At 35.6% G+C, this 24950-nt stretch carries 22 protein-coding genes; 21 read left to right on the top strand and 1 reads right to left on the bottom strand.

The features are described from left to right. Nucleotides 1-59 precede the first annotated feature (59 nt). The 8 genes from OO013_RS17175 (at nucleotide 60) to OO013_RS17140 (ending at nucleotide 5967) form a co-directional block, all read left to right on the top strand. The gene (locus OO013_RS17175; RefSeq protein ID WP_266058215.1) at nucleotides 60-668 is read left to right on the top strand and encodes a DUF998 domain-containing protein; all 609 of its coding nucleotides are present in this window, start codon (nucleotides 60-62) and stop codon (nucleotides 666-668) included. Between the two features lie 97 nt (nucleotides 669-765). After that, nucleotides 766-1347, top strand: a complete 582-nt coding sequence (locus OO013_RS17170) for a sigma factor-like helix-turn-helix DNA-binding protein (protein WP_266058214.1) — start codon at nucleotides 766-768, stop codon at nucleotides 1345-1347. A gap of 46 nt (nucleotides 1348-1393) precedes the next feature. Continuing rightward, a complete protein-coding gene (locus OO013_RS17165) occupies nucleotides 1394-2296 on the top strand; it encodes a sterol desaturase family protein (RefSeq protein ID WP_266058213.1) in 903 nt (300 codons plus the stop codon). 190 nt (nucleotides 2297-2486) lie between these two features. Continuing rightward, complete coding sequence (locus OO013_RS17160) at nucleotides 2487-3053, top strand: Crp/Fnr family transcriptional regulator (protein WP_266058212.1); 567 nt, start codon at nucleotides 2487-2489, stop codon at nucleotides 3051-3053. Between the two features lie 64 nt (nucleotides 3054-3117). Further along, on the top strand, nucleotides 3118-3576 hold the full coding sequence (locus OO013_RS17155) for a DoxX family protein (RefSeq protein ID WP_266058211.1): 459 nt from the start codon (nucleotides 3118-3120) through the stop codon (nucleotides 3574-3576). Nucleotides 3577-3685: 109 nt separating this feature from the next. Continuing rightward, complete coding sequence (locus tag OO013_RS17150; RefSeq protein WP_266058210.1) at nucleotides 3686-4414, top strand: hypothetical protein; 729 nt, start codon at nucleotides 3686-3688, stop codon at nucleotides 4412-4414. Between the two features lie 27 nt (nucleotides 4415-4441). Further along, complete coding sequence (locus OO013_RS17145; RefSeq protein WP_266058209.1) at nucleotides 4442-4900, top strand: DUF4440 domain-containing protein; 459 nt, start codon at nucleotides 4442-4444, stop codon at nucleotides 4898-4900. A gap of 137 nt (nucleotides 4901-5037) precedes the next feature. Then, nucleotides 5038-5967, top strand: a complete 930-nt coding sequence (locus OO013_RS17140; RefSeq protein ID WP_266058208.1) for an alpha/beta hydrolase — start codon at nucleotides 5038-5040, stop codon at nucleotides 5965-5967. A 4-nt stretch (nucleotides 5968-5971) separates the two neighbouring features. On the opposite strand, the gene OO013_RS17135 is transcribed toward OO013_RS17140, so the two are convergent. After that, on the bottom strand, nucleotides 5972-6106 hold the full coding sequence (locus OO013_RS17135; protein ID WP_266058207.1) for a hypothetical protein: 135 nt from the start codon (nucleotides 6104-6106) through the stop codon (nucleotides 5972-5974). A 184-nt stretch (nucleotides 6107-6290) separates the two neighbouring features. On the opposite strand from OO013_RS17135, the gene OO013_RS17130 reads away from it, so the two are divergent. The 13 genes from OO013_RS17130 to OO013_RS17070 all read left to right on the top strand — a co-directional run bounded on the left by OO013_RS17130 (nucleotide 6291) and on the right by OO013_RS17070 (nucleotide 24919). After that, nucleotides 6291-8024: an amidohydrolase gene (locus tag OO013_RS17130; protein WP_266058206.1), complete on the top strand. Its 1734-nt coding sequence runs from the start codon at nucleotides 6291-6293 to the stop codon at nucleotides 8022-8024. A 130-nt stretch (nucleotides 8025-8154) separates the two neighbouring features. Beyond that, nucleotides 8155-9171, top strand: a complete 1017-nt coding sequence (locus tag OO013_RS17125; RefSeq protein ID WP_266058205.1) for a zinc-dependent alcohol dehydrogenase — start codon at nucleotides 8155-8157, stop codon at nucleotides 9169-9171. A gap of 268 nt (nucleotides 9172-9439) precedes the next feature. Next, nucleotides 9440-10768, top strand: a complete 1329-nt coding sequence (locus OO013_RS17120; RefSeq protein WP_266058204.1) for a cytochrome P450 — start codon at nucleotides 9440-9442, stop codon at nucleotides 10766-10768. Nucleotides 10769-10870: 102 nt separating this feature from the next. Next, nucleotides 10871-11563 carry a DUF5995 family protein gene (locus tag OO013_RS17115; RefSeq protein ID WP_266058203.1) on the top strand — a complete coding sequence of 231 codons (693 nt, stop codon included), beginning with the start codon at nucleotides 10871-10873 and terminating at the stop codon, nucleotides 11561-11563. A gap of 243 nt (nucleotides 11564-11806) precedes the next feature. Continuing rightward, nucleotides 11807-13174: a hypothetical protein gene (locus tag OO013_RS17110; protein ID WP_266058202.1), complete on the top strand. Its 1368-nt coding sequence runs from the start codon at nucleotides 11807-11809 to the stop codon at nucleotides 13172-13174. A 555-nt stretch (nucleotides 13175-13729) separates the two neighbouring features. After that, nucleotides 13730-14599, top strand: a complete 870-nt coding sequence (locus tag OO013_RS17105; protein WP_266058201.1) for a sugar phosphate isomerase/epimerase family protein — start codon at nucleotides 13730-13732, stop codon at nucleotides 14597-14599. A 247-nt stretch (nucleotides 14600-14846) separates the two neighbouring features. Beyond that, nucleotides 14847-15788 carry a hypothetical protein gene (locus OO013_RS17100; protein ID WP_266058200.1) on the top strand — a complete coding sequence of 314 codons (942 nt, stop codon included), beginning with the start codon at nucleotides 14847-14849 and terminating at the stop codon, nucleotides 15786-15788. 267 nt (nucleotides 15789-16055) lie between these two features. Further along, nucleotides 16056-16928, top strand: coding sequence for an SGBP N-terminal domain-containing protein (locus OO013_RS17095; protein ID WP_266058199.1), 873 nt, complete (start codon nucleotides 16056-16058; stop codon nucleotides 16926-16928). A gap of 341 nt (nucleotides 16929-17269) precedes the next feature. Further along, nucleotides 17270-17800, top strand: coding sequence for a DUF421 domain-containing protein (locus tag OO013_RS17090; protein ID WP_266058198.1), 531 nt, complete (start codon nucleotides 17270-17272; stop codon nucleotides 17798-17800). A 672-nt stretch (nucleotides 17801-18472) separates the two neighbouring features. Beyond that, nucleotides 18473-19000, top strand: a complete 528-nt coding sequence (locus OO013_RS17085; protein WP_266058197.1) for a hypothetical protein — start codon at nucleotides 18473-18475, stop codon at nucleotides 18998-19000. Between the two features lie 412 nt (nucleotides 19001-19412). Further along, complete coding sequence (locus OO013_RS17080) at nucleotides 19413-20378, top strand: NAD(P)-dependent alcohol dehydrogenase (protein WP_266058196.1); 966 nt, start codon at nucleotides 19413-19415, stop codon at nucleotides 20376-20378. A gap of 314 nt (nucleotides 20379-20692) precedes the next feature. Beyond that, nucleotides 20693-22300 (top strand): GAF domain-containing protein, encoded by a 1608-nt coding sequence (locus OO013_RS17075; protein WP_266058195.1) that lies wholly within the window; start codon nucleotides 20693-20695, stop codon nucleotides 22298-22300. A 621-nt stretch (nucleotides 22301-22921) separates the two neighbouring features. Beyond that, a complete protein-coding gene (locus OO013_RS17070; RefSeq protein ID WP_266058194.1) occupies nucleotides 22922-24919 on the top strand; it encodes an amidohydrolase family protein in 1998 nt (665 codons plus the stop codon). Nucleotides 24920-24950 lie beyond the last annotated feature (31 nt).

Genomic DNA, 24950 nt, shown 5'->3' with positions numbered 1-24950 from the left:
TTAACAATAGAAATTGATTACCTTCTGGTTATTGCCTTGTGACTTAAAATTAAATTTAATTGGAAAAACGAACGATAATTAAAACTTGCGGTATAATTGGAATTAGTGGTTGCATAGCGGTCATAGCTGCTGATGTTGTCGGGATAATTTTACATGAAAAGCACGACCCGATCAGTGATACTATAAGTATGCTGGCAATAGGCAAATATGGCTGGATACAAGACATCGGATTAGATTTACTTGCATTAGGGTATTTTGCTCTTGCTGCAGGCTTACTTTTATGGAAAAGGAAAGGTACTAAATGGATAATCAGCATGATTATCTTAATCTTAATGAGTGCTACAGTTGTATTAATAGCTGAACACAACCAATATGCCGGAAGACCCGGTCATACTGGTCATGCTATCCATCGCAAGTTAGTATTTACATTGGCTGGATTATTTCTATTTTTAACTGTCCTGAGTAGTTTTGACCTGAAATACTTGAAACCGTTCCTTAAAAAGTTTTCATGGTGGATCGCAGGTCTATGGTTGATTTTTGCCCCTTTATTACCTTTAATACCGGATAATTTTGATGGCGCTTATGAAAGACTGATCTGTACGTTACTTGTGGCATGGCCAATTGTTGTATCCTACCAATTAATAAATAACACTGATTTCGCAGTTTAGCAGAATAAGGACTAACTAAATATATTATAAATTAATTAAGCATTTTTCACCATTTTTAATTTAAAATTGAAATAATTTCCATCAGAAATTAGCGAAGATGAAATTCAATACTATTTGGAATAATCAGAGTGACTACCTTTTTAATTTTATAAAAGATCAGGTTGATACAAATGAAATTGCAGAGGATATTCTTCAGGAGATTGCAATTAAATTTAATAGAGCCCTGGAAAGCAGAATAATAAAAAATCCCGAGTCCTGGTTATTTCAGGTAGCTCGAAACACAATAGCCGATCATTACCGCAAAACATCAAAAAACCAGGCCTTCTCCTATCACGAAATACCTGAAATTATTGACAATAATAATTCCTCTACATGCTATTGTGATTTATCAGGATTCGTGATCAAAAATTATCTTCCTGAAAAATATGGGAATCCACTCTATATGGCGGACATTGAGAAAGTTCCACATAAAGAAATAGCTGCTAAAATGAACTTAAGTTTAACTGCAGCGAAAAGCCGGATACAAAGAGCTAGAATTCTGCTAAAGGAGCGAATAGAAACCTGTATTGATATCACCTATAGACAAGATGGTAGTATTACCGGTTTTGATCTGAAAAAAGGATGTGATTTACCCCGGGATCTACTTAATGAAATAGAAAGATTAAATTTATCCATATAATTTGCGTCTTTTCACCCTGTTTTTCCGACTATAAGGAAAAACGATTATGTTAAAAACATCATTAAAGTACCTATCTGTTCCGTTTTTATTACTGTCCACCTTTTTTACTGCATATTTCACAATTCACTTAAACTACAATTATGAATATGCTGCCCTGGGTATGTTCTTATTTGCTTCAGGTTATCTATTATTTCTTGAGCATATTATTCCATTAAAAAAGGAATGGAAAACTCAAAGACAGGACATCCTTACAGAAATCAAATATCTTTTGTCGGTTACTCTATTTGATTCATTGGGAAAAACAGCCTCATTGTGGTTCATCCTTTTAATTCAACAGGTACATCCTACTACTGATTTATGGACTAAAATTCCGTTCATATTCTCTTTTATAATTGCAAATATTATTGGAGAGCTTCTCCCCTATCTTTACCACAGGCTTAGTCATGTAGGAAATGAAAATTCGTTCTTCAGCTTATTTCTGTGGAAAGTACATTCCATTCATCATCTGCCAGTGTCATTGAACTGGTTTAAGACCAACTGGATGCATCCAATGAATATGGTTACCAATACTTTTTTAAAATATGGCATTCTTATGTTTCTCGGTTTTAATGAAGAAATTATTTTTGCTGTAGGTGTCACCCATGTAGTTATTGCTTATTTATCTCATGCTAATATTGATGTTAAAACCGGTGTGTTGGATTATATAATTGTCACTCCAAAAGTTCATCAATTTCACCACAGTAAGAATTTAGATGAAGCACAAAACTTTGGTAATATATTACCTTTATGGGATCTGATTTTTGGCACCTTTTATATCAAAAAGCATGTTGTTAAAAAAGTTGGTGTATCAAAAGCAACCTATAATTATCCGCCTCATAGATCATTTTTAACTCAACAGATATTTCCGTTTTACACTCCAAAAAATTGTTGCTTATCGAAAAAAGAATAAAGAGAATTAAAAAGCGGGAAAAATATCTTCATTAATACTGATCTTAGTAGTCGTCGCTTTAAAACCCCGGCTTCAAAGAGAAGTATATCTCAAAAATTTGATATAATAACCAGATCTATTAGTTTCGTGCACTTTACAGGCAATCAAACCGTCATGAATGCGATAAACAGAAAACATCAACCAGATTATTATGGAGCAAATCAGAAAATTCATTACTAACATCACACCGATAAGTGACTCTGATTTTGATTTTTTTGCCTCTAAACTGGAACAAGTAAAAGTAAAAAAACACACTCCATTATTAAAAGCAGGAGATGTTGAAAATTACCTTTATTTTATATTAAAAGGAATAGTCCGGCTTTACATTCCAAAAGATGAATACGATCTTACTTTCGGTTTTATATTCGAAAATGAATTTGCCACCGCTTATGATTCATTTATAACGCAATCTCCTTCAGACTACCAAATAGAAACATTAACTGAAACGAACTTATTTAGAATTTCTAATGAAGACCTTCAGGAAGTCTATCTAAATACAAATAGCGGGAATATTATTGGAAGGAGAATGGCTGAAAATATGTTTTTAATAAAATCTAAAAGAGAGCTATCTTTTTTAAATAAAACCGCAGAAGAGCGATATCTGGATTTATTCTCTGAAAGGCCAAATTTGATAAGCCAAATTCCATTAAAATATATTGCTTCGTACATTGGGGTTACACCTCAGGCATTAAGTAGAATAAGAAAACGAATTACTTAACCTGGGTTCATTGATTTGACTTCAGTGATTATTGAACTTTACCTTTCAATAAAAAAGGTAGAAAATGAAACCATTAATTGTCTTATTATCCAGCTTTACGATATCCCTATTTGTCATTAAAGTAATAACAAAAGAATTTAACTTCATACTTTCTGCGCGGATCGCAATGGCTCTAATGCTTATTTTCACTGCAATCGGGCATTTTGCTTTTACAAAAGGAATGTCTATGATGATCCCTTCATTCATTCCTTTTAAAAAAAGCGTAGTTATCCTGACAGGTATAATCGAAATACTGCTTGCACTTGGATTTCTAATACCCGGGTTTAAAGAAATATCAGGATGGGCATTTATAATTTTCCTTTTATTGGTTTTACCGGCTAATATCTATGCTTCAATGAATAATGTGAATTTCCAAACAGCTACGCTTGATGGCAAAGGATTATCATACCTTTGGTTTAGAATTCCCCTACAAATGTTTTTCATACTCTGGACCTATTTAAGCACTGTAAAAAACTCTTTGTGAATAGTTTGACTTTGGATCGAAAATTATTATTTTTAGATAGGGATCAGGCAGAAACTATCATATCAGCATTCATTCTTAACGCCATTTCCATAGATTAAAAACAAATCAAATGCCCGAATTTAAAGAATTCCGCAAGTCATGGATAAAAGCCACAACATTTGGCTATATGGTATTTCTTTTGATGATTCCCAACAGCTTGATCATATTAACATTTTTTCGACCGCCCGCACTCGAAGGACTAACGATCGCAGAGATTCTGCAACAAGCTTCCACAACCAGCCCTTTTGCTTATGGCAAATCCTTTTACATTATCCTCCAGGCGGGTCATTTTATTCATTACCTTATCGTCGGGGCTGTATTGGCAGTTTTACAGTATAATGTACTAAAAGAACATATTCGCAATAAATTTGTATGGATAATACTGACGATTGCTGGGTTAGAGGTTATATTACTGGGCGACCTCGTTTATACCGGTTTGTCAACTGGAGGTGCGCCAGGCCCCCTTGAACCCTTATTGATCGGATTAGGAGGCGGAAGCTTTATTGCTATTTTGCAATATCTGTATCTTCGCTCTGTGGGGATCAAAAATGGCAAATGGGTCGGATGGTGGGTCTTAGGTATTATTATAGGAATCCTATCCAGTGCCCTATTTATTTTTATCTATGAGTTCTTTTTAAATGAATTTGTCAAACAAAATTTTTCAGCCCTCATTTATGTATTGTTAAGTTGGCTTGCATTTATATTACCTTATTTTACTTTGATTGGATTCTTCGCCGGCTTATTAAGTGCTAAGCCTTTATATAAAGCAATAGAAAAATCAAGCTATATTAGCGCGTAATTAAACGTCATACATAATCTTTAAACCATGAAAATCAAATTGACCTTATCTTTACTTCTATTTGTATCAACTCTCTCATTCGGCCAAAGCCAGGAAGTTGCCAAAGAAGCTGAAATTTATAATCTCATTGTAGAATCTTTCGATGAAATCTGGTCTGAACTAGACTCTGAAAATATTAAGAAATACTATACTGAAGATTTCCTCCTTTTAGAGAATGGTGAGGTATGGACCAATGATATAATCACAAACTATTTAGATAAAGCAATAACGCAGGAAGTAATTCCCGAAAGAATCAACAAAATTGATGTTATCGAGATCAAAATAACCGATAAAACAGCCTGGATTGCCTATCACAATCATGCTGAGTTTCTCATAGATCAGAAGATAGTGAAAAAAATTAATTGGCTTGAAAGTGCTACTGCCGTATTAACAGAAGACGGCTGGAAACTCGATATGCTACATTCTACAAGGGGTAAAGTGGAATAATACTAATTCTTACTTTAAGATTCTTTAATGGTATTTTACAATAATAATCTGGTATTCTTTTTTTGTTGAAAGTTCATAAATCACTATATTCTTTTTTCATAAATAGTCTGGTTATATAAGTTTTCAATATTTACTATATGAAATCCTTTAGTTACATTATTAAATTCAATATTCCTTTAATCGTATTATTCATTTTTATTTTAAACATTGCAGAAGCTCAGTCCGAGGTGGGTATACCTAATTCGAAAAGCATAAAATTGTATTCACCCGCTGTGAAAGACTCATTTTCAATTTCTATAGCCTTCCCGGAAAATTATTCATCCGACAACAAAGATTATCCTGTCATCTACCTGACTGATCCATTCTTTATATTTGGGAGTACGGTAGAATCCGCCCGTGCCTTAGCTTATGACGGAAAAATGCCTGAAGCAATAATTGTGGGTATTGGTTACACCGGCCCTCAAAAATTCCGAAGAATAATGCAACTTCGAACAAGAGATTATACTCCCCAAGACAGATTTGTACTTCCTAATGGTGTGGAACCTAAATGGGCTAAAGAAATGGAAATGGGTAAAGCAAAGGAATTTCTACAATTTATCCGAAATGAACTTTTTACCTATCTTCATGACAATTACCGAGTAACCGATCATAGAACCTATATCGGGTTTTCGGGTGGTGCTTATTTTGGTCATTATATTTTATTTCATGAACCTGGCCTGTTTAACCAATACCTGTTAAGTAGTCCGGGATACTGGTATGAAGCTGAAAGAAAATTCGAAGGCAATCTCTTTGAATATGAAGAAAAATATGCAGCCAATAATGATTCTCTTAATGCACGAATATTCATATCGGTAGGCGAAAACGAATCACACTATATGGTTGGTGGAATGGTTAAAATGGTTCAAATACTTAAATCAAGAAACTATGAAGGACTTCAGGTCCATTCTCATATATTTTCTGATCAATCCCATTACTCCGTATTTCCTGTTGCTGTTAATAATGGTTTACGAATTTTATTTAATAATTATGATGCTCAGGCAACTGGTGGCTTAAACGAAATAAACTAATCGTTTAAACCATTTTTATGTTTCCTTCTGCTTCGATTCTTTTATTTAATTGCCTGTCTGCACTTCCAACAGCAAGATAAAGAAAGCTTTTAAATACCATCTGGTTAAGTAGGTAACAAAAACTTTTGCTTTTCCACATACCCCGGATAGTTCAAAATAAAATCAAATAAAACCTGCCAGGTATACTTTGAAATTGAGGGACGAGTAATTATTTTACAAGTACAGTGACTCATAGCCCCAAATAGAACAATTAAATAAAACCAAACAACCAGGCATGGAATTCATACTCTTTGACACCTATTTATTAGCCAATTAATATAATTATGAGCAAACTACAATCTCTTCTACTGATTAATGTGATAATAGCTTTTATTTCATGCAAATCAGATCCAGCCGATGAAAACCCTGGTAATACCACCATTTACAGCGGTGGAGACATCATAACGATGGCAGGTGATTCACCAAACTATGTAGAAGCACTGGTAGTTGAAAACGATAAAATTATTTTTACCGGAAGTCTGAACGAAGCTCAGAAAGAAGCAGGTAATAATTTTAAATCGATTGATTTAGAAGGTAAAACTATGTTACCCGGATTTATTGACGGTCATGCTCACTTTTCGTCATTTTCTTCACAGGCTATTGGTGCCCAAATTCTTCCCCCACCCGATGCCGGGGCAAAAGACATTCCTGCCCTTATCAATATTTTAAAAGAATGGAATACACCTGAAAACCGGGAATTAACAGGCTGGGTCTTTGGAATGGGGTTTGATGATTCTGTATTAGAAGAAAATCGTTTTCCAGACAAACACGATCTGGATCAGGTATCCACAGAATTTCCAATCATGATCATCCATATATCAGGACATTTTGCTGTAGTTAATTCTAAAGGACTTGAAGTATTAAATATTGATGCAAACACTCAGGATCCAGAAGGAGGAATTATAAGAAGAGAGGGAAATAATGAACCGAATGGTGTTCTGGAAGAACTAGCAGCTATTCCTCATTATGCCAAAGCACTTACCCCTAAAAGTAAAGAAGCCGGAGACAGGTTTTTTGAGGAAGGGCAAAAGATGGCTCTTTCTTACGGATATACAACTGCTCAGGAAGGCAGGACAATGCAAAACCATGAACAACTGGTTAACCTCGCAGAAGATGGCAAACTCAAATTGGATGTCGTCAGCTATATAGATTATGCTCTTGCTGATAATTATATACCTTCTAAATGGAACAGTAAAACATATATTGATCATTACCGCATTGGTGGAATGAAATTGACACTTGACGGCTCTCCACAAGGCAGAACTGCGTGGAGAACTCAACCTTACTTAATTCCCCCGGACGGAGCTAATGAAGATTATAGCGGTTATCCGGCAATCCCCAATGACACTACTGTCATGCTTATTTACGATAAAGCCTTTAAAAACAACTGGCAGATCCTGACACACGCTAATGGTGATGCTGCTATTGATCAAATGATCAGAACAATGAAGCCTGCAGCTGAAAAATATGGAAATGATAATAGAAGAAATGTGCTCATTCACGGTCAGTACATAAGAGATGATCAGCTCGATTCATTAAAAAAACTCAATGTTGTTGCCTCATTATTTCCTTTACATACATTCTATTGGGGAGACTGGCATAAGCAAATCATCGGAGATAGCCTCGGAAACAAAATCAGCCCGACCAGAACTGCATTAAACAAAGGGTTGAAGCTGACAATTCATACCGATGCCCCAGTTGCATTACCCAATTTGATGCGCATGGTCGGAATTTCCGTTGAGCGTAAATCACGTTCGGGCAAAATCATTGGCGCTGAAGAAAAATTAACCCCTTATGAAGCACTCCAGGCTATTACAAGCTGGTCAGCCTATCAACATTTTGAGGAAGAAAATAAAGGCACACTGGAAGAAGGAAAGCTTGCCGACATTGTAATTCTAAACAAAAACCCGTTAAAAGTTCCTGAGAAAGAAATTAAAAATATTATTGTTTTGGAAACTATTAAAGAAGGTTCCACTGTTTACAAAAAACAAATGGAAGCTAAAATTAAAATCTACTGAACAAATTATTAAGAAATTAATGAGAGATCAATTAAAACTTTTAGTGGTTTTAATGTGTTTATAATTAACTAAATTATATCAACCCCCAGGTTTTCTGGGAACTGAAATCAATAAACTGAAATTTGTATATATGAATAATTCAAACCCCTCGGGAGTATTTCATGGTATACACGACATCCGTGTTGATGAAAAAGAAACTCCGGCTATAAGTGAAGATAGTGTAATTGTAAAAGTTGAGATGACAGGTATCTGTGGTACAGACCTGCATATTTACCATGAAGGGTTGGTACCTGAAGGATCAGTTCTGGGACATGAATTCTGTGGTAAAATAGTAGAAAAAGGAAGTAAAGTTCAGGACTTGAATATCGATGACAGGGTTGTAATAAATCCGATGCAAAATGGAATCGGCCTGGGTGTGAGTCCCGGAGGATTTGCCCGGTACGTCAAAATTGATAACGCTAAAAAAAATTTAAACATCTTTAGCATACCCGACAGCGTTAACAGTGAAAAAGGAGCCTTGGTTGAACCATTTGCTGTTGGATTGGCAGGGATCAACAAAACTGACTTGAAAAAAGAGGATTCAGTATTAGTAACAGGCTGTGGTACAATCGGACTAGTAACTATTGCAGGACTTAAAAGTAAAGGCATTGAGAATATTATTGCTTCTGATATAAGTGACAAAAGACTCGAATTAGCCAAAGAACTGGGCGCTAAGTTTACATTCAATCCATCATCTGATGGTAATCTGGAGGACCTGATAGTAAATAATTTTGGCACTGTCAGCTCACTTAATTATGCAGGGGAACTTCCAAACCTGAATGCGGCTTTCGAATGCTCCGGTGTTGGTGGTGTTTTCAATCAATCAGCCAGTTTGTTAGCTCCTGATGGATCATTAACCATACTAGCTATTTATGGTAAAGAATTACCTCTTGATCCTAATCTTATTGTCTATAAACGACTGAATATCCAGGGATCGTTATTTTATACTCCAAACGATTTTAAAGAGGCGATTGACCTGATGGCATCTGGTAAAGTAGATCTCAGTCCGATAGTTTCTCATCATTTCCCTTTAAATGAACTGCCAAAAGCTTTTGAGGTACAGGCAGACAGTAATAAATCGGTAAAAGTAATTGTCGATAGTATCTGATAAATTAAAGGAATCTCAGAACATCTAATCGGCACCAGATTCTATAATATGGAGAGTAAGTTTAAATAAGGTGATTTAGCCTTACATTTCTTCATTAGTATATTATTTATTATCATCAATACGTTAAGGCATTCTAATGATTCAATACTTTGGATTTAAAAAGAAAAAACCATACTTTCATTAAACACAAACATCGTTGATTACTCAGCATTCTGTGTAAACTTCATCCCATAAGCACTTTTTAAAATTAAGATGAACTCTCACGCAGATGGAAGACATTAAAGGCATACCCACAGTTTCTCCCTTACGGTTTTATACCAATGCCAGGAGAATTCTGGAAAACCCCTTACCTTTCCACCATGAAAACTTTGAGGAATTGGGAGATACTTTCATTCTCAACCTCGGATTTGGAAGAAAGATCGTTTTCACTAGAGATTCAGCACTTGCAGAATACGCACTTCAAAAAAATCAAAAGAATTTTAAAAAATCAGATATTCAGACCAAAGAAGTAGCAAAATACCTTGGGCACGGATTATTGACTTCTGAAGGAGAACTTTGGAAAAAACAAAGAAAACTTATTCAACCTACCTTCAATAAAAAACAACTCGAAGGAATATTATATAAAATTAAGGACGCTATACTTGCTGAGCTGGATAAGATAGAACCTGGAAAACCAATAGACATTTTACCTGTATTCAATGACCTGGCATTCCAAACTGTAGTAAAATCACTTTTTAGCAGTGCCATTGGACAACCGGAGATCAACAAATTACAAAACACAACAGATTCAGCTCAACGAATGCTGGCCAAAGAACTTCGCCAGCCCTACTTAAACTGGTACTTTAAATTAAGTGGAAAAATAAATGAACACCTGGAAATGACAAAAGAAGCCAGGGAAATCTTAAAAAAAGTGATCAGGGAAAGAAAACAAAGCAAAGAGAAACACGAGGATCTACTTGACATGTTATTGGATTCGCGATATGAAGATGGCTCTGAAATTACTGAAGATCAGTTGATTGACGAAATACTTGTCCTTTTTACCGCAGGTTATGAAACCAGTTCTAATGCCCTGACATTTACCTGTGAATTACTTGCTAAAAATAATCAGATACAGGAAAAAATTATTGAAGAAGTAAGACAGGCAAAAAATCTTGCTGAAGATGATCTCATGGTGTTGTACACAAAATGCCCTTATAGTCAGAAGGTGATCAAGGAAGCATTGCGACTTTATCCACCGGCATATTTCCTCGACAGGGTAAACATTGAAGATGATGAGTTCCGGGGAAAATCTTTTCCGGCTGGAACGAATATATTAATTTCTCTCTATGAAATTCACCGGCATAAAGACAATTGGACTGATCCGGAAACTTTTAATCCGGAAAGGTTTAATGAATCACGAACAGAAAATTACTATCCATTTGGTGCGGGGCCCAGAAAATGCATAGGAAATAATTTCGCCATGTATGAAATGGTCATTACAATAGCAGAACTTGTATCGAGATATCAAATCTCAGAAGTAAAAAAAGAGATCCAAATCCAACCCCTTATAACACTGAAGCCCAAAAACGCTATACTTAGATTTAGTCCTCGTAAATAATTAATTCTATAAAGCATAAAAGAAATAAGCTTTTATAACCTTTTAAATCAGGATGTTTATAAATATTTTCTTATTTAAACATTATATTTTTATATTTATAACATGCACTCTGTAGAAGATTTACTTGATCGTATGAATTATAACATCGAATGCTGGGAAAAAACTTCAGACAGCAGACAACTCTTTTTGAGATGTTATACTATGATGAGTGTGAATATGAAAAACGGAGTCCTGCGGGGAGATTTTTACGATGCAAATTGGATCGCTCATTTGATTGTTAGATTCTCAGAATACTACTTTGAGGCACTTGAAAAGTATGAAGAATTATCTCCAAACACCCCGGAAGTCTGGAGACAAGTACACGATAGCACTACTCATAAAAATCTTCACGTCCTGCAAAATTTGTTAATAGGTGTAAATACACATATCAATTACGATCTCCCATTGGCATTATATGATTGTTTGCAAAAAGAATGGCCATCATTAAATGAAGATTCGAGGGAAAGCAGAAAGCACGATTATGAATTGGTTAATTTAATTATAGCCAATACGATAGATGATGTACAAGATGATATAATTGCTCCATTATCACCTGCCTCAGCTCTTTTCGATATACTTTTAGGTCGTATGGACGAATGGTTGTTAAGCAAATTATTAACGGGATGGCGTAGTGAAGTCTGGGATGTCACCCAAAATTTACTACAGGCAAACACCCCTGTCAACAGAGAAATAATTCGGCTACAACAGGAAGCTAAGGTTCTGAATAGAAACCGACAAATAATTAAAGTAATTTAAAAGAATACAACTAACTCTAATCCAATAGGTTATTATAAATAAATAGCTAATTACACTTTACTCCACAGAAATATATTAATCTTTTAAGCTCCACCCCTGTCAAAAAAATGATTTTACGATATGTCTAATTTTGTGATTTAAAACATCTAAAGTTATATTGAATCAGACAACTAAAAACAACCTATGCTTTCTTTCTATAAGAAGGCTCAGCAATTCAGAATTAGAATTTAACAAAAATATACTATGAGCGGTACCAGCCAAACCCCAAACGAGTCACCGCCCTGGAAGGTGTTATATAATATTCTTCGTGAACGGCGTTCCAGAAGATTTGGCCTGGGAATGGAGATGAGAACAGGCCCGATGGCTTACAAAAGCCGTCATCAGGGTTTACCGCTTTCAGAAAAAGAAGAAGCTTTATTAACTTTCGCTGCCTGTGGTATAACCGGACCTGCTCTGGGAGATCTGGTTTATGATAAAGGAGAAGGCGGCACAATTATGGCCGGACTGGCAGGTCGTACAATACCAAGCGGAGATGCTATTCAAACCTCATCTTTGATTGTAATGAATCCAGAAGCTTGCTATTATATCAAAAAGCCTGGTGACTTCAAGGCTGATATAGTTTCTGAATTAGCTACTTTGGCAGCACAGGAAAAATATCTTGAGTTATATCAGCGAACAAGAGTGAAAATCCGGGACGGCAGATCAAACCCTCCATTAGAACCATTCTTCAATATTAATTGTAACCGATGGTCTCTCTATGATCCTTCTGCTACCTATTTTCTTCCTATTGAAGATTTCACACTTTTATACATCAACGCCCTGCTTGAAATTTTTAATGAGCATAATGGCATTTATGTGAGAGATGAACGTGCAGCTTATCGACCGGCAGGTATTAAAAAGTTTGCAAAAAGCCGGGGTGGTCATCTTGTAGACGACCCAAAAAAGGAACACACAATCACAATACAGCAACTCGAAACCATGGTTACCGAGTTTGTTACCTCCGAAGCCGGTATGATCATTCAAAACCTGGGACTGATGACCCAGGCATTAGGTCTGGGAGGCTTTCCACATTGGGCAGCGCACTATTATAGCTGGTTTAAAGTGCTTGGATTTAAAATGAAAGAAATGAATTCTACCAAATACCTCGGAATGGGATGGTTTCATAGCATTATGGCAAAGCTATTGAATAAGGATCAACCTGTGCCACTCGTTACAGGATTGGATGACAAAGATGGCACTTCGTTGATTAAACCCTTTTGCCCTCCAAACTACCCATCTATGAAGGAGGCTGTTTATGCAGTTGTAGAGTTAAAATGGGGTAAGAAAGGAATATTTAATAAAGGTGCAGCCACTGGGGCGTGGAAAAACCATTCAAAAATCAGCAATTCAGCACCAAATGTCAGTGAAAAAGCAGTTGAATCGACTATAGCTTATTGTACTTACCTTTATGATAGATACAAGCGCTTCCCAGTATATCAACCTCCGTTACGAACTTTGCTTGGCTTTCAGGTTAATCATGTGGACACAGAATTCTACGATCATTTTTACAAACCAGATGCGTTATCAGACCTGCAACGAAATCATTTTAGAGACTGGCATGGTAAAGAGTAAGGTTAGTTATTAGGTTATTAGTTATTAGGTTATTAAGACGCTTGACTCGAAAAAAACATAAACACCCCGCAAATCGATAACCTCCGACATCGACGTCAGGAGATCGTCGGGATCACAGATCCTTAGACCCTGACAAGCCTTAGCTTCGCTACACTGGTGCGCATTGCTTTTTCAGCATAACGTGTGCCCTATAATTAATAAAATTATCTGAATCGGGATTTACAGAATTAAAAGATTACCCTTCCCCCGCTGTCTGGAGTTTAGCTTCAGCGTAACTTCAGACTTTTAATGAAATGAAGGGATTGTTTCCCGGGCACAATAAAAGATATCTGAATTTTGAAATGCTAACACCTCTGATCAGTGGCGATTTCTAAAATAATGGAAAGAATAGGACAACATTATTCCTTGTCTATCCCGATTCATACACCTATACCACTCTATTTTTATTTTAATGCATGACTGCTATCTTTGGGGCGAGCTATGTGTGTTTTTAAATAACAGTAGATTTTGATCCACAATTACCAAACCATCTTTCTTAACTACATCAAAAAAATTATGAAAATTATAATTAAGATTTTAGTAGCGGTCATAATTATAATTTCCGTTTCTACTTGTAAGCAAAAAGGATCAGAAAATTTTGGAGGAATTAGTTTATATACATTTAGAGAAGAACTAAAGTCTAACCCAAAGGAAGTTCTCAGGAATATAAAAGCTGTTGGATACCAAAATATAGAAGATGCCGGATATGTTGATGGTAAGTTCTATGGGATGACACCTTTAGAGTTTAAAGAATATCTGGATGAATTGAAGTTAGTTCCTGTTAGTTCCCACCAGGGTGGTATTACCTTTGATAACGCTGACCAGATCATTGCCGATGTCAAAACGGTGGGATATAAATATTTGGTCATTCCGATACCTCCAATGGGACGCTTTACTGTCGATAATGAAACCGGTACAATGGGAATGACTGGAGGTGTTGATAGTTTAGCTCAAATTTTAAATGAATTCGGCGAAAAATGTAATAAAGCCGGATTGAAACTTCTTTATCATAATCACGACTTTGAATTTAAAGAAAATGATAACGGTATTATCCCGATGGATTACTTACTGGAAAATACTGATTCAACTTTAGTGAATTTTGAAATTGATTTATACTGGGCAGAAAAAGCAGGGGCCGATCCTGTGAAATATTTCGAAAAATATCCCGGTCGATTTAAGGCCTGGCACCTAAAAGACATGGATAATCAGGGACGGTTTGCTCCAGTTGGAGAAGGTCAGTTAGATTTCGCCCGATACCTATCTAAAAAAGAAATTGCCGGAATGAAATACTATTTTGTCGAACAGGATGAGACCTATGAAGGTATGACACCACTAAAAGCAATTGAAATAAGCCATAAAGAGCTAAAGAACGTTGGGTATAAATAAAATTAATCAACCATTAAACACCTACTTAAGCCATTAAAAAAACTCCCCCTCCTCTTCTTTAAAAAAGTTTGCCATTTATCCAGAGTAAGTTAATTTCGCTTTCAATTCCAGGCATTGAAGATCAACACAAATATGGATTGGTCACCTAAAGCTGGAATTATTTTTAACCAAACTCAAATATGTTAGAAAGTAAAGGATTGATTTAGCTTTAGTTTTTGATATCCACTTAAAATAAAAGAACTCCACAATGAATAAGACTTTTTCAACTTTAAAGAAAGTAATCCTATTTACCCTCTCTGTTTTTTTAATCCTTGCGATCACAGGTTACGTTTATCTTTACATACTTCCAAAGGGACCTGAAATCACAGAAGAAGATAAAATCGATACAGGAAATGATTCCTTCGTTATGTATGCGTACAAAGAAAGCACGAGGAAATCTATCAGAGTGTGGACTTACAAACCAGAAAGCTGGAAAGACCAGGATGAAATAGTCTTTGTAATGCATGGCGGAGGCCGTAATGCAGACGATTATCTGGATGCATGGACAACAATTGCTGAAGAAAATAATCTTCTGATAGTAGCACCAGAATTCGAAAATAAGTTTTCTAACTATACAACTAACGATTACCAGGAAGGGAACTTGTTCACCTTTTTTGGCTCCAGCAATCCAGAAAGTGAATGGGCTTATACAGTTGTTGAAAATATATTCGACCATATCAAATCGACGAACAACATTAGTAATGAGCACTATGATATTTTTGGACATTCAGCAGGTGGACAATTTGTTCATAGAATGATCATCTTAATGCCCGACAATAGAATAGAAACGGCTGTAGCTGCAAATGCCGGATTCTATACTCTACCTGATGAAAACCTTGAATATCCTTATGGAATTAAAAATACCGGAATCAGTTTAGAAAAAGATCTGAAAAAATCATTTAAAAAGAAATTGATTGTTTTATTAGGTGAGCTAGATAATGATCCAAGTTTAGGGACTTTCAGAACCACTGAATTAGCAATGAAGCAAGGAGCGCACAGATTAGAGCGTGGAACTAATTTCTATCAAATGAATCAGCAATTAACCAATCGACACAACTGGACATTTAACTGGGAAATTGACACCGTTAGAAGCGTAGGACATAATTACAGAAAAATGTCTGAAAATTCTATTTCGTGGATTGTAGAATAAATAATTGTCTGAATCAGGATTCATTGGATTTATGGATTAACAGAAATGCCTTTGACTCGAATCCAATATTAAATACTGCATTCACAAGCAGGTTTCTCCTAGACGCTGAGCCTCTCACATACCAGCGTAAGGCGATCGAAATGATGACGGGCTACTCGTGCCAGTGAAAAATCCTTCCCCCCCAGTTAAAAAACCTGCTCTAACTATTTACAAAATCACTTTTATTTTATTATTTGGATAAAAATTCAATCAAAACCATTTTTTATTATGCCCCTTACTAATAAAATCTTTCCGTTGGTTATTGTCCTCATTGGTTCAATATTATTTACCGGCTGTTCAGATGATGATCCGACCTTGAACCGGGAAAAAGAAATTCTATCCTTCCAATTCCTAATGAGTCAAAATTCCATTAGCACCAATGTAATTGGAGAAATCGATCATGAAACAAATACCATATTTGCTGTCCTGCCTGGCAATTCACTTAAAACAGCATTAGTCCCAGCAGTAATCTCCTCTACTGGAGCTACAGTTACACCTATAGGCGTGCAGGATTTTTCTGTACCGGTGACCTATACTATCACTGCAGAAGATGGAACTTCAGAGGAATATGAGGTAAGGGTGGTTAACGAGCGCGATGCCTTAGTGGCGATCTATGAAGCCAATTCTTCCAACGATCTGGGTTGGAACCTTTACGAGCCGGATCTTTCTCAATGGGATGGCGTTTTTTTATTTGATGGAGTAATTGTTGAATTGAGAATTCACAATTCCTTACTTGAGGTGATCCCGCCTGAAATTGGATATCTTAAAAATCTAAAGGTGCTCATGACACACATGAATAATAATGCATCGCTACCACCGGAAATTGGAAAACTCACAAACCTTGAGCGTTTAAGTGTAGGCATTAATAATTACTTAAGTTCCGTACCACCGGAGATCGGTCAGCTGAGAAGCCTTAAAAATCTTTGGATCGACAACAATCCATCGTTAACATCGATTCCCAGGGAAATAGGTCAGCTATCTAATCTGCAAAACCTGTTTATCAATGGAAATGGGTTTTCAATAATTCCGGGTGAGATATGTGCAATGTCGACAGAATATGGCACTACAATTTATACTGGAGTGGGGATGACCTGTGAATAGCAGAAACCATTGGACTTGGAAAATGATCTCCACTCAGAAAATTGTCTGAATCTTTAGAATGCTGACACTTATCGTCAGTAAGGATTTACTGGATTGCATTTGACTCGAATCCTATATTAAATACTGCCTTACACAAGCAGGTTTCTCCTTGTTACTGGAGCCAAACAAATAACTCCCCTACCACTCCAATAAAACAAATAATACATATTTCTCAATAAAAATATCAGACCCGAAAATATATAGAGTAACTTATTTATATCCACTATCTGTTTTACCTCTATTTGGAGGATGTTCAAATCGATATGTGGACGGTAATTATTATTCTTATAAACTTTCTATTTATGGAATGGATTTATTCAACCTCTGATCCGATTTTAGAAACCTTAATTTTATGCATTCTGATCTTAGTGATGATTATAATAGTATCCAGGATCATAGGTCTCACTTCATTTTCAAGAATGACTAGTTATGATTTTGCCTTTACAGTTGCCGTAGGTAGCCTGATTGCAACAATCCTCACATCTTCAACCTCTTTTGTTCATGGTACTGTAGCGATTTTCGGTTTGTTAATTCTGACCTTGATCACGTCTAAGCTCCAGAGAAAATTCAACTTTCTTAATAAGGCAGTAGCTAATGATCCGATATTATTAATGGATGGTAACAAAATTTTACATGAAAACCTTGAGCACGAGGGCATTCATATTAATCATTTAATGGCCAAGCTCAGGGAGGCGAATGTGATGAACCTTGACCAGGTAAGAGCAGTAGTCCTTGAAACAACCGGGGAAGTTACAGTACTCCATAAAAGTTCAGCTGATTCAAATGAACCATTTGACGAAATCCTTCTCAGAGACGTAAAAAGAAAAGTATAATTGAATTATTTAATTGTCTGAACTAAGATTTTAAAGATAATTAGATGATTGGATTGTTCTTGACTCGTATAAAAAACAAAAACACACCGCAGATCGATAGACCCTGACACTGAAAGTTGTCAAGAGAAAAACAGCGAGCTGTTTAATTTTCACCACAGAGTTGAAAACCCTGACACCGACAATAGAAGGTCGTCATGGGAACTCAGAGATCATAGAGAAAATTGATAATACAATTTGGTTAGGACACGAGATTAAATAGCACAACAATAGTCAAATCCAATTAATATGTCACTTAGAAGGGCGCGGCAGGAATGATAAAATTCGGGCCGTGGGAAGATTATTTGTGCAAGAAGGATCAATTTTGTCTTGACCTTTTTGTTCTGCCCTGACAGTTTTCGTCATGGGTTCGTTTCTCGGATACTGACACCTTTCATGAAAAGCTTTGCTTCGTCACGGGTCAAGGCAAAAATGAAGAAGAACATACACTTCATATATAAACAGAGGATTCAATAAAAATTATATCTTCATTATTTCTCCTTCTTAATCCACATTATAAAACAGTTTATAGATAATTAACCTTTATTTATATAAAACAAGGTATTTAACTATCCTGATATTCCTACTGTTATTAACTTAGCATCTTTTAAATCATCAACTAAACAATTTTTAAGAATGAAGAGATTACAATTAAGTATTATCTTATTTTTTTCTGTTTTATTTAATAGTCAGGCCCAAAGTGAAGATCCTTTATTTGCAACTTCTTTTAATACAAACGGAGCTCTATTAGAAACCCAAAATCTTAGTGGACCAAAGGATCTGTCTGCTTCAAGTATTGAATTCTTCACAAGGAAAAAGGAAAACCCAGTCGCATATTTCCCATTTGGAGATATCAGTGAACTAGATAATGATGTTTTTAAGATGTTGAAATTATTTTCAAATAATATTCCATTTATATACGATCCTTCAAAAACTTCAGTCTACCTGGTATTTGAAAAGCAACCCACAGCAGCAGGAAATTATGTCATCAAGCTGGCTGAAAATCCATTAAGCAAAATAGTGGATGCTGAATCGGGATTTTTATATCTTCCGACAAAATACCAATCCTTTGATGACGCAAAGGCCGGTGTATTGCCTCAGCTTCAAAAGCATTTCAGTCAGGATTATTATAATACTTTTTTATCATTCGCTGAAGAGCAGTAGAAATATTAAAAAATCACCTTTTTTGTTCGAGCGTGCATAAAATTAATATTGCACGCTCGTTTCATCTCCCTGGTAGAGACCTCCAAAAATTCAATTACCGGAAAATTAATCTCTCCTTTGCTATTTTAAAGGTTCATGAATAGAATAGCATAAAAACAATCCTGAACAAATAATATAAATTAAATACAAATCAATTTTCGGTTGCCTTTCACTAAGTATATAGGTAGAAAAAGTTTGATTTAGGGATTATAACATTTATTTTAGATCTGATGGTCTTTTACTTATTTCTATCCCTGACATGCAGGTGAAATGAATTTATACAACCGGGTAAACCATTTATTAATAATAGAAGCAAAAGCATTTCGCTAATTCATTAATCATAATTCATTATAAAAATTCGAAATCTAATTTCATGAAAGCGATTATATTAAAAAAGTATGGCTTACCGAATAATCTAAAGATAGAGGAAGTTTCAGTTCCCAATCCAAAAGACAGCGAAGTACTGGTTAGAATTCATTCAGCATCCATAAATGATTGGGATTGGGGCCTAGTCAGAGGCAAACCATTTATTATTCGCCTTTTATACGGCTTACGAAATCCAAAAATAAAAATTCCTGGTGTGGACATTGCCGGGAAAATCGAATCTATCGGCAATAAAGTACGTTCCTTTAGCATTGGTGATGAAGTATACTGTGACCTTTCGGACAGTGGTTTTGGAGGATTCGCTCAATACGTTTGTATCCCGGAAAAATCTATCACAAAAAAACCTGTTAATCTAAGCTTTAATGAATCCGCAGCGATTCCACATGCAGGTTTACTTGCCTATCAGGGAATTATGAATAAAGGTAAGCTAAGGGCTGGTCAGAAAATTTTGATAAATGGAGCCGGAGGAGGAGTTGGGACTTTAGCAATCCAAATGTTAAAGCAATTTGAAGTAGAAGTAACAGGAGTAGATACCGGAGAAAAACTCGACATGATGAAATCAGTGGGCTTTGATCACGTAATAGATTACAAGAAAGTTGATTTCACCAAAACCGGAAAAAAATATGATTATATACTTGATACAAAATCGAATAGATCTGCATTTAAATATGCGCGTTCTCTAAATAAAAATGGCAGTTACATTACTGTTGGTGGAATGTTAAACAGACTATTTGAAATACAATTGTTTGGATCAATCATTTCCATATTTTCAGACAAACAATTAAGTGTTCTTAGCCTAATACCAAATAAAGGATTAGACCAGATTTCCAGGCTAGTGGAAGAGGGGAAAATAAAGCCTGTAATTGACGGGCCATATCAATTTGATGAAATCCCGGATTTGATTCAATTATTAGGTGAGGGGAAACATAAAGGAAAGATTGTAGTCGAAATATAAAATCTTCTTCCATAGCTCAATCATTTTCTACCTACAGGCCCGGACATCAATCTCGATGAATTATTCAAATATTTTTTATCACTCAACTTTTTAGGAATTATATCTTAGTTAAATAATCAGTATTAAAACTGGCAGGAAATAAATATTTTTAAGCAATCCTCCCTGATTGTATTTGAAGATAGAAAATTCAGGAAGTTGGGGAATTTTATTACAGCACCAAACTTTTCACTGAGCATAATCTATGAACTTTCAGATTATTCGCTAAATTGTCATATTTTTAAAATTATAAATACCTTAACCACAAGTATAATTCGATGTTTAAATCAATAAGGATATTTTTTATTCGATATGCTTTCACAGTAAGTATAGTAATTGTGGCTCTTTTGATTGTCCAGAACGCTTTAATGACTTTTTACGGTGAACAGGCCTTAAAGAAGAAACATGAAACTGAACAGGCATACCGCGAGGTTAATGAAATGCTTGATGCCAGTACCCTTTTCATCAACCTCATGGATTTAGGCTTAAGGGGTATTTATATGATGAAAAAAGAAAACTTCGCTGAGCCTTACGATATTGCTATGGAGCAATATGAAGACAATTTCATTTCTCTGGAAAATAAACTTCAGGAACTTGATTATCCACATATGGATCAGGTTGAAACCCTTAAGGAACAGACCGAAAGATATGCCGGCTTAATAACCCGTGGCATCAATTATGTCAAAAGTGAACAATATGAAGAGGCTGTCAGGTTATTTGAATCAGATCCGGGCTTCGAGCTATACACTTCTTCCCGTCCAATTATTGAAAGTATTGAGGGGTATATTACCAATATGAATGTTGAAGCAACCGCACGCTACAATCGTATCAAAGGGTATACTACGGCATCACAGATTTTTACTGTTGCCTTGGGTATACCAGTTTTAATTATCGCTCTGATAAGAATAATTCGTCAGGAAAGAAGGATTTTGAAATTGTTTAAGAATCTTAAAGAAAGTAATCAACGCTATATCTATAAAGAAAATGGCACCTCTAAAAGCAGTAAAAACATTCTTAAACAGGGATTAATAATAGAAAAGATCGTAGCTAATCTAAAAAAGGCTTCTTCATTTATTCAGAATATCACCAAAGGTAATCTTGATGTAAAATGGGAAGGCATGGACGAACAGGCTCGTGCTGAAAACTCCGGCACTATAGCAGGTCAGCTTCTCCAAATGAGAGACCAACTCATTGAAGTAAAAAAAGCGGAAGAAAAACGTCAATGGATAACCGAGGGTGTTGCAAATTTTTCCGACCTGGTTCGGGAATATAAAGAAGACTTTGATACACTTTCAAAAAAAGTAATTTCCTTCTTAGTAAAATATACTAATTCCAATCAGGGAGGACTTTATATTTTAAATGATACCGAAGACGAAGATTTTTTAGAATTAACAAGCCTGTATGCGTATGACAAACAAAAGTTTGAAAATCAGCGGATACCAATAGGTGTTGGGTTAATTGGGGAGGCATTCAGAGAAGGTGAAATAGCTTTATATAAAGATATCCCTGACAATTATATTAATATCACCTCTGGTCTTGGTGAGGCACTGCCAAGAAATTTGATTATTGTACCCATAAAAACTGATGAAAAAAAATTGGGAGCTCTTGAGATGGCCTCTTTTGAACTCTATGAAGAGCACCACATAGAATTTTTAGAACGGATTTCTTTAACATTAGGCTCAGAAGTAGCCTCGAGCAAAACAAATGTTTTAACTAAAAAACTGCTGCAAGCAAGCAAGGAAAATGAAGAAATAATGCGATCGCAGGAAGAGGAAATGCGACAAAATATGGAAGAGCTACAGGCTACACAGGAAGAACTAGAACGACAGAAAAAAGAATTGCTGGATAAAATTGCAATTCTTGAGGAAAAGCTGGCTCAAAAGTAAATGCTGTAATTGAGGCTTAATTAAACATTCTTTATTACAGTCCCAATTTACTTGCTGATAATCTTTATAGTTCAGATTGCAAAACATAAAGATTGATTTAGTGTGTAAATTTCATATGTCAAGCAGTAACATGTTATTGCAATAAAATTGACATCTTGTCTTCCATCTGATTGCAAACAGACAATAACAATTATGAACAATTTGAAACAAGTGCTTGTTACCAGGCACTTGTATCAAAAGTTATAATAGAACGAGTGTCAAATAATTCTTTTATTTGAAAACTATTTGATATCAGGCAAATACGAATAGGCTCCCATTAATGCGGGCTAATTTCTGGCAAAAAATATTTCACCACTACTCTTAATCAATTGTTTTCAAAATTTATTGTTGATTGCAATCTACTTTACCGCCTCTGAAAACTGTATTATTAAAAGAAAGCATTTGATTTAGCCGGGAAAACTTCTATTTTAGTTCGAACAGTTTTTGATTTGTCATGTAATTACCCTGACAAGTGTGAAATCGTCATAAAACTGTTAATTATTAATCACCGAAACCATTTATGAATAAAGAGCAGTAGGATCACACACTTATTCCTCCTATTTACTTAATTACCAACCTCCTATGAAACACCTTATTACTACGCTTCTTACCCTAATAGTCATAATTTCATGTTCAAAAAAAGAACCAAATAATTTTAAGACTATTGATTACAGCTTGTATTTTGGAGAGAAAAAAGCCGGATATCTAACGAGTTCCCAATTAACAGATGGCTCATACCAATTCATTTTTGAATATACCGATCGCGGTAGAGGGCCTTATCTGGAAGAAACAATCCTATTAGATGAAAATGGATTTCCTCGATCAATTCAGATTCTAGGTCATAATTATTTGAAAGATACCGTGAGTGAGGTATTCTCATCTAATGGGAAAGTCGCTAAATGGCAAAGCAGATCTGAAAATGAAAATAAGGAAATTGACCAGCCTGCATATTATGTTGGAGTAAACAGCACATTTGGAAATACGGAATTGCTAATTAGAAATATGTTGAATAATTCTAAAAAAACTATAGATCTGTATCCTAGTGGGAAGGTAACAATATCTGATATTGAAAAAATAACAATTAATGATACGCTTAACCTTCAGTTGATAGAAGTAACCGGGTTTTCATTCTCTCCATATTATCTCTGGTTTGATACTGACAATCGACTTTTTGCAGCACCATCTTCCTGGCTTTCGATGATCCGAAACGGATATGAATCTCTTTCTCCCCAACTCTATAATCTGCAAACAAAAAAGGAGAAAGAGTACTATCTGAAAACGGCACAGGAAAACACACAAACTCCCAATGGAAGAGTAGCAATTACACACACCAATATTTTCGATTCAAATACAGGAGAAATAATAAAGGATCAGCATATCATTTTTAATGGGAATAAAATTGAACAAATTCTGGATGGTTCTCAGGAACTACCTGAAGTATCTCAAATCATTGAAGGTGCCAATCACACCTTAATGCCCGGGCTTTTTGACATGCATACTCATCTGGATCGGTCTGAGGGAATTCTGAACCTGGCAGCTGGTGTCACATCAGTTCGAGATCTTGCCAATTCTTTCGAATTACCCGAAGTAAAAAATGATTTTAATCAAAACACCGTCTTAGGCCCAAGGATCCTGATAATGAGTGGCTTTATAGATCAGGCAGGACCATATGCAGGACCGAGTGGTAAAATAGTCAGTTCACTGGAAGAAGGACTCGAAGCAATTGATTACTATAAAGAAAATAACTATCATCAAATCAAACTCTATAGTTCAATAGATCCGACATGGGTAAAGCCTCTTGCAGACAGAGCACATGAATTAGGTTTGCGAGTTTCAGGACACATTCCAGCCTATATGCATGCAGAACAGGCTGTTTTAGACGGGTACAATGAAATCCAGCACATAAATATGATTGCGCTTAATTTCATGCCAGATACAATTGATACCAGAACTCCACTCCGGTTTTCTATGATTGGGGAACTGGCGCATACGATTGATACCGAGGGTGAAGAATTTCAATCATTCATATCTCTACTCAAAACAAAAAATATCGTAGTTGATCCGACAGTTGGAATTTTTGAAAGAATGCTGACTAGTAAAGTCGGAGAGCCTAATCCACAATTTGTAGAGATACTTGATCGATTACCTATACAGATTAGAAGAGGATTTTATTCCGGAGGACTACCGATACCTGAAGAGAAAGAGTTGCAATACAAACAATCCTACGATAAGTTATTAGAAATGATCAAAGCTCTTTATGATGGAGGAGTAACTATTGTTCCGGGAACGGATGCGATGTCTGGTTTTGCGTTACATAAAGAACTGGAAAACTACGTCAGGGCTGGTATTCCAGAATCAGAAGTACTCAAAATGGCTACGATCAGATCAGCTGAAGTAACTGGATATGGTGATCAATTAGGTTCAATTGAAGAAGGCAAGCTGGCAGATCTAATACTTGTGGAGGGCAATCCGCTAGAAAATATAAGCGATATAAGACGAGTTGTACTTACCATTAAAGATGGAAAAATCTATAACCCTGAAAAGATGTATAAATCTATTGGGGTAAAGCACTTTAATTAGGAATTGGTCGGATGTATGTTTCGAAGTGGAC

This window comes from Mangrovivirga halotolerans, assembly GCF_026241165.1.
In the GTDB taxonomy this organism is placed as follows: Bacteria; Bacteroidota; Bacteroidia; order Cytophagales; family Cyclobacteriaceae; genus Mangrovivirga; species Mangrovivirga halotolerans.
This window is presented reverse-complemented; position numbering and strand designations above follow the sequence as displayed.